Raw genomic sequence first — 11704 nt, 5'->3', positions numbered from 1 at the left:
GCCGGTACCCGTCCGGCCGTCCCGGCCGGTGCGCGCGCCTCGGCGGTGCCCGGCGCCGCCCGCACGGTTCCGAGCGTCGGCATCACCCGTCCGGCCGCGCCGGCCGAGCCGCGCCGCGTCCTGACGGCCGATTCGCGCAAGCCCCGCGACCTGAACTTCATGGCGCGCCCGGCGCCGAAGCCCGAGCCCAAGCCCGAGCCGAAGCCCGAGACGCCCGCCACCGCCGCGGCGAAGCCCGCCGCCGCCGGTGCCGCGCGTCCCGCCACGGCCCGTCCGGCCGCTGCCGAGGAGGAGGCCGAGACCAAGCGGGTCATCCGCCGTCCCGGCATGCCGCTCAAGGTCATCACTCCGCCCAAGACGCCGAAGTCGCCGGGCGGCGACCGCAACCGCGGCCGCCTGACCATCGCGACCGCGACCTCGGGCGAGGACGAGCGCACCCGTTCGCTCGCCTCGTTCCGCCGCCGCAACCAGCGCCTGACCGGCCACCGCCAGGTGGAGCAGAAGGAGAAGCTGGCCCGCGAGGTGGTCATCCCGGAGACGATCACCATCCAGGAGCTCGCCAACCGGATGAGCGAGCGGGCGGTCGACGTCATCCGCATGCTGATGAAGCAGGGCCAGATCCACAAGATCACCGACGTGATCGACTCGGATTCGGCGCAGCTCATCGCCGAGGAACTCGGCCACACCGTGCGCCGCGTCGCGGAGTCGGATGTCGAGGAAGGTCTGTTCGACGAGGCCGACACCGACGACGACACCCAGCCGCGCCCGCCGGTCGTGACCATCATGGGCCACGTCGACCACGGCAAGACCTCGCTGCTCGACGCGATCCGCAATGCCAACGTCGTCTCCGGCGAGGCGGGCGGCATCACGCAGCACATCGGCGCCTACCAGGTGACCTCGCCGTCCGGCGGCAAGATCACCTTCATCGACACCCCCGGCCACGCGGCCTTCACCTCGATGCGCGCCCGCGGCGCCCGGGTGACGGACATCGTGGTGCTGGTGGTGGCGGCCGACGACGGCGTCATGCCCCAGACGATCGAGGCGATCTCCCACGCCAAGGCGGCCGAGGTGCCGCTGATCGTGGCGATCAACAAGATCGACAAGCCCGACGCGAACCCGCAGCGGGTCCGCACCGAGCTCCTGCAGCACGACATCCAGGTCGAGTCGATGGGCGGCGAGACCCTCGAGTTCGAGGTCTCGGCCAAGACCAAGGACGGCCTCGACGAACTGCTGGAGGGTCTCGCCCTCCAGGCCGAGATCCTAGACCTGCGCGCCAACCCCGAGCGGTCGGCCGAGGGCACGGTGATCGAGGCCAAGCTCGACCGCGGCCGCGGCCCGGTGGCCACCGTGCTCGTCGAGCGCGGCACCCTGCGCACCGGCGACATCGTGGTGGCGGGCGCCGAGTGGGGCCGCGTGCGCGCCCTGGTCGACGATACCGGCCGCAACACCAAGGAGGCGGCGCCGTCCGTCCCCGTCGAGGTGCTGGGCTTCAACGGCACGCCGGAGGCGGGCGACCGCGTCGCGGTGGTCGAGAACGAGGCCCGGGCCCGCGAGGTCACGGAGTACCGCGCCCGCATGAAGCGCGAGCGCGCGGCGGCCACCGGCAGCGGTGCCGGCCGGACGCTGATGGACATGATGCGCGACCTCAAGGAGGGTGCCGGCCGCAAGGAGTTCCCGCTCGTCATCAAGGGCGACGTGCAGGGCTCGGTCGAGGCCATCGCCGGCTCGCTCGAGAAGCTCGGCAACGACGAGGTGATGGCTCGCATCCTGCACACGGGTGTCGGCGGCATCACCGAGTCGGACATCACCCTGGCGCAGGCCTCCGGTGCGGTCGTGTTCGGCTTCAACGTCCGCGCCCACAAGGAGGCCCGCGAGGCCGCCGAGCGCGCGGGCGTCGAGATCCGCTACTACAACATCATCTATGACCTCGTGGATGACGTGAAGGCGGCGATGTCGGGCTTGCTCCCGCCGACGCTCCGCGAGGAGCGCCTGGGCGAGGCGCGCATCCTCGAGATCTTCAACGTCTCGAAGGTGGGCAAGATCGCCGGTTGCCGGGTCGAGGACGGCCGGGTCGAGCGCGGCGCCCATGTCCGCCTCATCCGCGACAACGTGGTGGTGCACGAAGGCAAGCTCTCGCAGCTCAAGCGCTTCAAGGACGACGCCAAGGAAGTGGCGTCCGGCCAGGAATGCGGCATGGCCTTCGAGAACTACCAGGACATGCGTCCGCGCGACGTGATCGAGTGCTACATCGTGCACGAGGAGCGTCGCACGCTCTGACGCAAGCCCCGCTGCCATCGGCCGTCCGCCGTCATGGCGGCGGCCCCTGACAAGGATACCGCGAGCCCGGGACGCCAGCGTCCCGGGCTCGTCGGTTCAGATGACAGCCGCGAGGGCCCCTATGGCCGGGAGGCCGCCCCGCGGCCCGGTCCGAGCCCGGAGAGACGATGGTGCGCAAACCCCAGGAATCCGCAGGCCCCTCGCAGCGCCAGCAGCGCGTGGCCGAACTCGTGCGGCACGCCCTCGCCGAGGTGCTGAGCCGCGGCGACATCTTGGATCCGGTGCTGAACCAGCACGTGATCACCGTGCCGGAGGTGCGGATGTCGCCCGACCTCAAGCTCGCCACCGCCTACGTCATGCCGCTCGGCGGCCAGGACGAGCGCCCGGTGATCGAGGCGCTGGAGCGCAACAAGAAGGTGCTGCGCCAGGAGGTGGCCCGCCGGGTGGCGCTGAAATTCGCCCCCGACCTGCGCTTCCGCCGCGACGAGACATTCGACGAGGCGGCCCGCATCGACGCGCTCCTGCGCAGCGACAAGGTCCAGCGCGACCTCGAATCCGAGCCGGATTCCGAGGACTAGGGCACTTCACGATCGCGGCGGTCGCGAAGCCCTCCAAGCCTTTGTTTTGTCGCATGTTCTGCGACGAGCCGGTTTCCCCTTCGTCGGAAAATGCTCTAGGCATCGCCCGCCGAATCGGTCACCGGTTCGGCGACGGCCGCGAGGGGAGCCCGCGACGTGGCTGCCGGCCCACGGGTGACCGGGCTGGTGAACCGCCTCATCGGCGACGACTTGAGACACCACACAGGATCGGCTGGGGCGCAAAGCGGGCGGCACGTCCCGCGGCGGCCGCCGTTCGAGAACGGATACGGAAGATGACGATGCACGAGGATCAGCCCTCAGAGCCCGCGCCGCAGGCGGCCCGCCCCGCCCGCGAGGACGCCCCGCGCCAGGATGGTCCGCGCCAGGATGGTCCTCGCCAAGACGGTCCTCGCGAGGGCCCGCGTCAGGACCGCCCGCGGCACGACCGGCCCCGCGGCCGCGGCCGCCCGCCGGGCGACCGGCCCAAGCGCCGCGAGATCAGCGGCTGGGTGATCCTCGACAAGGGCGTCGGCATGACCTCGACCCACGCGGTCGCGGCGGTCAAGCGCGCGCTCAACGCCAAGAAGGCCGGCCACGCCGGCACCCTCGACCCGCTCGCCTCCGGCATCCTGCCGATCGCGCTGGGCGAGGCGACCAAGACCGTGCCGTTCGTGATGGACGGCCGCAAGGCCTACGTCTTCTCCGTCACCTGGGGCGTCGAGACCGACACCGACGACGCGGAAGGCCGCCCGGTCGCCACCTCCGACGACCGCCCCACCCAGGAGCAGGTCGAGGCGATGCTGCCGCGCTTCGTCGGCGCGATCGAGCAGGTGCCGCCGCGCTACTCGGCGATCAAGATCCAGGGCGAGCGCGCCTACGACCTCGCCCGCGACGGCGAGGTGGTGGAGCTGGTCGCCCGGCCGGTGCAGATCGACCGGCTGGCGGTCGTCGCGCACACGCCCGAGCGCACCGTCATCGAGGCCGAGTGCGGCAAGGGCACCTATGTCCGCGCCATCGCCCGCGATCTCGGCCGCGCGCTCGGCTGCTACGGCCACGTCTCGGCCCTGCGCCGCACCCGCGTCGGCCCCTTCACCGAGGACCAGTCCTGCACTGTCGCGGCCCTCGAGGCGGCCGACGCCGAGGCCAACGCGGCGATCCTGCGCCCGGTCGAGACGGCGCTGATCGAGGCGGTGCCGCACGTCCCGGTCTCCCGCGACATGGCGATGCGCCTGATGCGCGGACAGCCGGTGATCCTGCGCGGCCGCGACGCCCCGACCGAGGGCAAGGCCTACGCGACCTGCGGCGGCGTGCTGGTGGCGGTCGGCGACGTCGAGCGCGGCGAGCTCGTCCCGCACCGGGTTTTCCACCTCGGCGGCACCGCGCCCCGGACCGCCTGAGGGGCTTGCGCGATGACGAACGGGTTCGACGCCGATCCGCGGGTGCTGTGGAGCGAGGACGTCCTGCGCTACCGCGACACGGACGCCAACGGCCACGTCAACAACGCGGTCTTCGCGGCGTTCTGCGAGAGCGGCCGGGTGCAGTTCTTCGCGACCCACCTGACCCCCTTGCTCACGCCCGACACCTTCTTCGTCATCGCCCGCTTCGTCATCGACTACCGGGCGGAGCTGCACTATCCGGGCCGGGTCCGCACCGCGACCTGGCTCGCCCGGGCGGGGCGCACCTCGCTCGGCTTCCGCCACCGCATCCTCACCGGCGACACGGTGGCGGGCGAGGCGGAATCGATTTGCGTGCTGCTCTCGAAGGACACGCGGCGTCCCGTGCCGCTCGGCGCGGCCGGGGAGGCGGCGGCGGGGCTGGTGGTCGAGGCGGCCTGAAGCCTCTGAGCCGGCGGCCGGGGAGGAGAGGCGGCCCGGGACGCGTGGACGCGGGCGCCCGCGCACCGTAGTCCCTGACGGCGGGCCGCATCGGAGGCCCGTGACAGCCAGGAGGGTGCGTGCCGTGCAGCTGCGGGCCCTGATCTACTTCAACGAGCTCGCCCGGCACGGCTCGATGCGGCGGGCCGCGGAAAAGCTCGGCATCGCGCCGACCGCGATCAGCCGGCAGATCGAGAACCTCGAATACCATTTCGGCGCGCCGCTGGTGGAGCGCGACCCGACCGGGATCCGCCTCACCGCCGCCGGCGAGCTGCTCGCCGCGCGCTCGGCCCGCTCGCTTCGCGAACTCGACCACGTCCGTACCCTGATCGACGACCTCAAGGGCCTGCGGGCGGGCCGCGTCACGGTCTATGCCAGCGGGGCGGCGGCCTCGGGCCTGCTGGTGCCGGCGCTGGCGGATTTTTCCGCGAGCTACCCGGACGTGCGCTTCGAGGTCGTGGTGGCGAGCGTCGGGCGCAGCATGCAGGCCCTGGCGGAGGGGGAGGCGGACCTCGCCGTCACCCTGTTCACGCCGCCCCGGACCGATACCGTCGCGCGTTGCCGGGTCGCCATCGAGCACGCCGCCGTGATGGCGCCCGACCATCCGCTCGCCGACCGCCTGCAGATCGGCCCGGACGACCTCCTGGCCTATCCGACCGCCGTACCCGACGCCGCCTTCGGGGTGCGCCAAGCCCTCGACGGCCAGATGCGCGAGGCGGGCTTGCCCGCCCTCGATCCGGTCTTCACCACCGGCGCCCTCGAGGTGCAGCTGGAACTGGCCCGCCGCGGCCGGGCGGTCCTGGTCCTGCCGCCCTTCAGCGTGCGGCGCGACGCGGTGGCGGGAACGCTGGTGACGCGGCCGTTCCGGGGCCTGCGCATCCGCACCCATCTCGACCTGTCGCACCTGCGCGACCGGCCGCTCTCCTTCGCCGCCGCCAAGCTGGTGGCGGTTCTGGAGCAGCACATGCCGGATTTCCGCGCAGATCGCGAGGTGTAGCGGTTTCGGCTACGGGGTGCGCACCAGATCGCTGTTGCGGCCACACCCAAAATCCTGATCTCCTAGCGGCATCGGCCAGGCCGCCCGGCAGAGGCGGCCGGTGAAGACGCCAACGAGGGGTTCCATGGTCACACGCACGCGCTTCTCCCGCCCGCGCCGCCGCCTCCTGGCCGGTGCCGCCGCCGGAGCCGCCCTGGCGGTCGCGATGCTGGGGCTCCCGGGACGCGCCGAGGCCGCGCCGCGGACCGACCTCGTCGTCGGCATGCCGGTGGAGCCGCCCGGCCTCGACCCGACCAGCGCCGCGCCCACCGTGATCGGCCAGGTGGTATGGCAGAACGTGTTTCAGGGCCTGACCCGGGTCGACCGCGACGGCAAGGTGCAGCCGCAGCTCGCCAGGAGCTGGACCGTCTCGCCCGACGGCCTGACCTACACCTTCGCGCTCCAGCAGGGCGCGAAATTCCACAACGGCGAGCCGTTCACCGCCGAGACGGCGAAGTTCAGCCTCGACGCGATCCGGGCGCCGGGCTCGGTCAATCCGCAGAAGGCGCTCTACGCGGTCATCGCCGACGTCAAGGCGCCGGACCCGCAGACCCTGGTCCTGACGCTCTCGAAGCCCTCCGGCAACCTGCTGTTCTGGCTCGGCCTGCCGGCCGCCGTGATGGTCGAGCCGAAGTCGCGCGAGACCCTCAAGAGCAATCCGGTCGGCACCGGGCCGTTCCGCTTCGTGGCCTGGCGTAAGGGCGACCGGGTCGAGCTGGCACGCAGCCCCGATTACTGGGACGCCGCCCGCCGGGTGCATCTCGACAAGGTGACGTTCCGCTTCATCGGCGATCCCCAGGCCGCCGCCGCGGCCCTGCGGGCCGGCGACGTCGACGCCTACCCGCTGCTGCCGGCCCCCGAACTCTACGGGGCGTTCCAGAAGGATAAGGCGTTCAAGGCGGAGCCGGGCCTGACCGAGATGAAGGTCGTGGCCGGCATGAACAACGCCGAGAAGCCCTTCAGCGACAAGCGCGTGCGCCAGGCGCTGATGATGGCGGTGGACCGCAAGCTGCTGATCGAGGGCGCCTATTCCGGCTACGGCGCTCCGATCGGCAGCCACTACACGCCCAACGACCCGGGCTACAAGGACCTGACGGGCGTCTACCCCTACGACCCGGCGAAGGCCAAGGCGCTGCTGGCGGAGGCCGGCTACGCCAAGGGCCTGACCTTCACCTTCAAGTCGCCGCAGATGGCCTACGCCACCCGCACGGCGGAGATCCTGCAGGCGATGTTCTCCGAGGTCGGCGTCACGATGACCATCGTGCCGACCGAGTTCCCGGCCAAGTGGGTGCAGGAGGTGATGCGCGACCGCAGCTTCGACATGACGGTCATCGCGCATGCCGAGCCGATGGATATCGGGATCTACGCCAACGACCCGTATTACTTCGGCTACAAGAACCCGGCCTTCAACGACGTCGTGACGCGAGCCGCCCAGGCGACCGACGAGGCCGCGCGGCTGAAGCTCTACGGCGAGGCGCAGGAGATCCTGGCCGCGGACGTGCCGGCCCTGTTCCTGTTCGTGCTGCCGAAGCTCAGCGTGTGGCGTGCCAAGCTGACGGGGTTCTGGAAGAACGAGCCGGTGCCGTCGAACGACCTCACCGAGGTGCGCTGGACGGAGTAGGGGCACCCCTCCGTCGGGCGTGAGTCACGCGGGCGAAGGCTGTCCCGAGACAAGAAGGGGCGCAGGCTTTTCCCTCCCCCCTCTGCGGGGGAGGGTGGCCTGCGGAGCAGGCCGGGAGAGGGGACGCCGCTTCCGGAAATGTCGGAACCGGTCTGACGGGCGCTCTCTGGATCAGCGTCGCGCTGCCCCTCTCCCGCCCCCAGTGCGAGTGCTTCGCACTCGCCGTGGGGCACCCTCCCCCGCAGAGGGGGGAGGGGACAACCTGCGCCTCATGCATCAAGGGCGGTTACTCTCTCCCCTCAGTCCGATCACCGCAAAGCGCTCCCGATGCTCGAGTTCACCCCATGCTGAGGCACCTCCTCCGCCGCGCCGCCGGCTTCGCGGTCACCTTCGTGCTGATCTCCATCCTGGTCTTCTGCATGATGGAGATCGTGCCGGGAGACCCGGCCTCGGCGATGCTCGGCACCTCGGCAACGCCCGAGACGCTGGCGGCCCTGCGCACCCAGATGGGCCTCGATGCGCCGGCCTATCTCCGCTACCTGCGCTGGCTCGGCGGGCTCCTCGTCGGCGACATGGGGACGTCCACCACCTACGGCGTGCCGGTGGGCGCGCTGATCCGGGAGCGGCTGGCGGTGACGCTGCCGCTCACCGGGCTCGCGGTGCTCATGGCCGTCGGCATCGCCCTGCCGCTCGGCGTCACCGCGGCGGCGCGGCCCGGCGGCGTGGCGGACGGGGCCGCGACGCTCTACGCCCAGGCCGGCATCGCGGTGCCGAACTTCTGGATCGGGCTCCTCCTCATCATGGTGGTGGCGCTCGGCCTCGGCTGGCTGCCGGCCGGCGGCTTTCCGGGCTGGGACCAGCCCGCGGCGGCCTTCCGCGCCCTGCTGCTGCCGGCTCTGGCGCTCGCCATTCCGCAATCGGCGGTGCTGACCCGGGTCACCCGGGCCTCGGTGGTCGAGGTGATGAACGAGGATTTCGTCCGCACCGCCCGGGCCAAAGGCGCCTCGGTCTCCCGCGCCCTGTGGCGCCACGCGGTGCCGAACGCGCTGGTGCCGGTCATCACCATGCTGGGCCTGCAGATCTCCTTCCTGATCGGCGGCGCGGTCCTGGTCGAGAACGTGTTCACCCTGCCGGGCATGGGCCGGCTCGCCTGGCAGGCGCTGGCGCAGCGCGACCTGATCGTGATCCAGAACGTCGTGATGGTCTTCGCCACCATCGTCATCGTGGTCAATCTCGGGGTCGACCTGCTCTATACGGTCGTGGATCCCCGCCTGAGGAGGCGCGCATGACGGCTCTCGCCTTGAAGATGCGGCGCGGGTGGCGCCCCGGCAGCGTCCCGCTCCTCGTCGGCGGAATCCTGACGGCGCTCCTCATCGCGATCGCGCTCACCTCCCTGGTCTGGACGCCCGCGGACCCGACCCGGATGCGCATCCTCCAGAAGCTCAAGGGGCCGCTGGTCTCGGGGCTGCTCGGCACCGACCAGCTCGGGCGCGACGTCGCCTCGATGCTGATGCGCGGCGCCTTCAACTCGCTCACCACCGCCTTCGCGGCGGTCGCGGTCGGCGCCGTGCTCGGCACGCTGGCCGGCGTCGCGGCGGCGGCCAACCACAAGCTCGACGCGGTGCTGATGCGGATCTGCGACGCGCTGTTCGCCCTGCCGCCGATCCTGTCGGCGATCATGCTCGGCGCGCTGCTCGGCCCCGGGGCGCTCACCGCCATCGTCGCCATCGGGTTCTTCATGATCCCGGTCTTCGCCCGGGTCACCCGCGGCGCGGCGATGCAGGTCTGGGCGCGCGAATACATCATGGCCGCCCGCATGGCCGGCAAGGGCACGGCCCGGATCACGCTCGAGCACGTGCTGCCCAACATCTCGGCCCAGGTGATCGTCCAGGTCACGATCCAGCTCGCCATGGCGATCCTGACCGAGGCGGGCCTGAGCTTCCTCGGGCTCGGCCTGCCGCCGCCGGCGCCAACCTGGGGGCGGATGCTCGCGGAGTCGCAGACCTACCTCATCCAGGCGCCCCACCTGGCGCTCGCCCCGGGCCTCGCCATCGCGGCCGCGGTGCTCGGCCTCAACCTCCTGGGCGACGGGCTCGCCGCCCGCCTCGACCCGCGCCGCCGGCAGGCCTCCTGATGCTCGCGATCCGCAACCTCTCCATCGCCTTCCCGCGCCCCGGGGGCGAGGCCCGCGTCGTCGAGGACGTCTCGGTCGAGGTCGGCCGCGGCGAGAGCCTCGGCATCGTCGGCGAGTCGGGCTCCGGCAAGTCGATGCTGTCGCTCGCCACCATCGGGCTCCTGCCGGGGAGCGCCCGCACCTCCGGCGAGATCCTGCTCGAGGGGAAGAACATCCTCGCGATGGGCGAGCGCGAGCTGTGCGGTGTGCGCGGCCGGCGCATCGGCATGATCTTCCAGGAGCCGATGACCGCGTTGAACCCCGCCATGACCGCCGGCGAGCAGATCGCGGAGGGCATCCGGCTCCACCGCGGTACCGGCCGGGCCGAGGCGCGGGCCGAGGCCATGCGCCTCCTCGACCGGGTGCGGATCCCCGATCCCGCGCGGCGCATCGACAGCTACCCGCACGAGATGTCCGGCGGCCAGCGCCAGCGCGTCGGCATCGCGATCGCGCTCGCGCTGAAGCCCGACCTGCTCATCGCCGACGAGCCGACCACGGCGCTCGACGTCACGGTGCAGAAGGAGATCCTGGACATCCTCGACGACCTCGTGGCCGATCTCGGCCTGTCGCTGATCCTGATCAGCCACGACCTCGGGGTGATCGCCCGCAGCACCGACCGGACGCTGGTGATGTGCCGCGGCCGCGCGGTCGAGACGGGGCCGACCGAGGCGGTCCTGCGCCGCCCGAGCGCCCAGTACACCAAGGACCTCATCGCCGCGCTGCCGCGCCGCGCCCGCGCGGGGCTTTCCGCCGAACCCGCTCTCGCCGCCGGAGGCGCCCGGTGACCGCTCCGCTCCTCGCGATCGAGAATCTCAGCCGCGACTACGCCCTGCGTGGGGCCGGCGGCGCCATCCGGTCCCTGCGCGCCGTCGACGGCGTCAGCCTCGACGTGGCCTCCGGCAGCATCTTCGCAGTGGTGGGCGAATCGGGCTGCGGCAAATCCACGCTGGCCCGCATCGTCATGGCCCTCGACCGGCCGACCGGCGGCACCGTGCGGCTCGGCGGCGACGACCTGTTCGCGCTGTCGCCCAAGGCGCTCGCGCGCAAGCGCCGCGACTTCCAGATGGTGTTTCAGGATCCCTACGGCTCCCTCAACCCGCGCCACTCGGTCGGCCGCATCGTCGCCGAGCCGCTCCACCTCCTCGACGACGCGCCGAAGGGCCGCGACCGCGCCGCCCTGGTCGCCCGGGCGCTGGAGGATGTCGGGCTGCCGGCGCAAGCCGCCGAGCGCTACCCCCACGAATTCTCCGGCGGCCAGCGCCAGCGCATCGCCATCGCCCGGGCGCTCATCACCAACCCGAAGCTCGTCGTCGCCGACGAGGCGGTCTCGGCTCTCGACCTGTCGATCCAGGCCCAGATCCTGCGCCTGATCCTGTCCCTGCGCGACCGGCACGGCCTGACGGTTCTGTTCATCACCCACAATATCGGCGTCGTCGACGAGATCGCCGACCGGGTCGGGGTGATGCGGGCCGGTCGGCTCGTCGAGACCGGCACGGTGCGCGAGGTCCTCGACCATCCGCGCGAGGACTACACCCGCACCCTGCTCGCCGCCGAGCCGACCCTCGCGGCCCTGGGGCAGCGCCGACGCCGGGCCTGACATGACGCAACGGTATGCTGCGAGCGCATGGCCGCCGTGTCGCCTCGGCGCTTGCGTTGTGCGGTGCAGAGTGTGAAAACGATTTCACGCACAGCGGCGATGGCGTCGCCGCGGTGCTGCCCTTCTTGGGCGTTTCCTCCCTTGACTTCGGGCCGCCTCGCAAGGGGCGGCCTTTTTTCTGCGTCCGGCCTCGCCCCGGTCCGGATGGGACCCAGCTGCCCGGCCCCGCCGGCGGGACGCCCCTTCCCGGGTGGAAAGGGGCGCCGGTTCTCACTTCATCGTCGGCATCACGAACTCGGCGCCGGCGCGGATGCCGGTGGGCCAGCGGGTCGTGATGGTCTTGAGCCGGGTGTAGAACCGCACCCCCTCCGGCCCGTGCATGTGGTGGTCGCCAAACAGCGACGCCTTCCAGCCGCCGAACGAGTGGAACGCCATCGGCACCGGGATCGGCACGTTGATCCCCACCATCCCGACCTGGATCTGGTGCGCGAATTCCCGCGCCGCGTCGCCGTCCCGGGTGAAGATCGCCGTCCCGTTGCCGAACTCGT

General features: G+C 72.0%; 11 protein-coding genes. 10 read left to right on the top strand and 1 reads right to left on the bottom strand.

The window, feature by feature from the left end; all coding sequences use genetic code 11:
• The 10 genes from infB to HPY23_RS05755 form a co-directional block, all read left to right on the top strand.
• Positions 1–2277 (top strand): translation initiation factor IF-2 (gene infB / locus HPY23_RS05800; RefSeq protein WP_200649572.1); only part of this gene is annotated, 2277 nt, incomplete at its 5' end.
• A 167-nt stretch (positions 2278–2444) separates the two neighbouring features.
• Positions 2445–2855, top strand: a complete 411-nt coding sequence (gene rbfA / locus HPY23_RS05795; protein WP_091753093.1) for a 30S ribosome-binding factor RbfA — start codon at positions 2445–2447, stop codon at positions 2853–2855.
• A 293-nt stretch (positions 2856–3148) separates the two neighbouring features.
• Positions 3149–4252 (top strand): tRNA pseudouridine(55) synthase TruB, encoded by a 1104-nt coding sequence (gene truB, locus HPY23_RS05790; protein WP_413231124.1) that lies wholly within the window; start codon positions 3149–3151, stop codon positions 4250–4252.
• A 12-nt stretch (positions 4253–4264) separates the two neighbouring features.
• Complete coding sequence (locus tag HPY23_RS05785) at positions 4265–4690, top strand: acyl-CoA thioesterase (RefSeq protein ID WP_060849707.1); 426 nt, start codon at positions 4265–4267, stop codon at positions 4688–4690.
• A gap of 124 nt (positions 4691–4814) precedes the next feature.
• Positions 4815–5726 carry a LysR family transcriptional regulator gene (locus HPY23_RS05780; RefSeq protein ID WP_060849708.1) on the top strand — a complete coding sequence of 304 codons (912 nt, stop codon included), beginning with the start codon at positions 4815–4817 and terminating at the stop codon, positions 5724–5726.
• Between the two features lie 124 nt (positions 5727–5850).
• Positions 5851–7386, top strand: coding sequence for an ABC transporter substrate-binding protein (locus tag HPY23_RS05775; protein ID WP_091885904.1), 1536 nt, complete (start codon positions 5851–5853; stop codon positions 7384–7386).
• A 344-nt stretch (positions 7387–7730) separates the two neighbouring features.
• Positions 7731–8675 (top strand): ABC transporter permease, encoded by a 945-nt coding sequence (locus HPY23_RS05770; protein ID WP_091885908.1) that lies wholly within the window; start codon positions 7731–7733, stop codon positions 8673–8675.
• Positions 8672–9520 (top strand): ABC transporter permease, encoded by an 849-nt coding sequence (locus HPY23_RS05765; protein WP_236012520.1) that lies wholly within the window; start codon positions 8672–8674, stop codon positions 9518–9520. Before HPY23_RS05770 ends, HPY23_RS05765 begins: the two co-directional genes overlap by 4 nt.
• Positions 9520–10344 carry an ATP-binding cassette domain-containing protein gene (locus HPY23_RS05760; RefSeq protein WP_175539938.1) on the top strand — a complete coding sequence of 275 codons (825 nt, stop codon included), beginning with the start codon at positions 9520–9522 and terminating at the stop codon, positions 10342–10344. The genes HPY23_RS05765 and HPY23_RS05760 overlap by 1 nt, the downstream gene beginning before the upstream one ends.
• The gene (locus tag HPY23_RS05755; protein ID WP_091885913.1) at positions 10341–11156 is read left to right on the top strand and encodes an ATP-binding cassette domain-containing protein; all 816 of its coding nucleotides are present in this window, start codon (positions 10341–10343) and stop codon (positions 11154–11156) included. The genes HPY23_RS05760 and HPY23_RS05755 overlap by 4 nt, the downstream gene beginning before the upstream one ends.
• 270 nt (positions 11157–11426) lie before the next feature.
• Here HPY23_RS05755 and HPY23_RS32830 read toward each other — a convergent pair.
• On the bottom strand, positions 11427–11704 hold a 278-nt coding region (locus HPY23_RS32830; protein ID WP_236017628.1), incomplete at its 5' end, for an aldehyde dehydrogenase family protein.

The sequence above is a fragment of the Methylobacterium ajmalii genome, from assembly GCF_016613415.1.
GTDB classification, from domain to species: Bacteria; Pseudomonadota; Alphaproteobacteria; order Rhizobiales; family Beijerinckiaceae; genus Methylobacterium; species Methylobacterium ajmalii.
The sequence above is the reverse complement of the archived record's forward strand: the minus strand, read 5'-3'. Positions and strand labels throughout refer to the sequence as shown.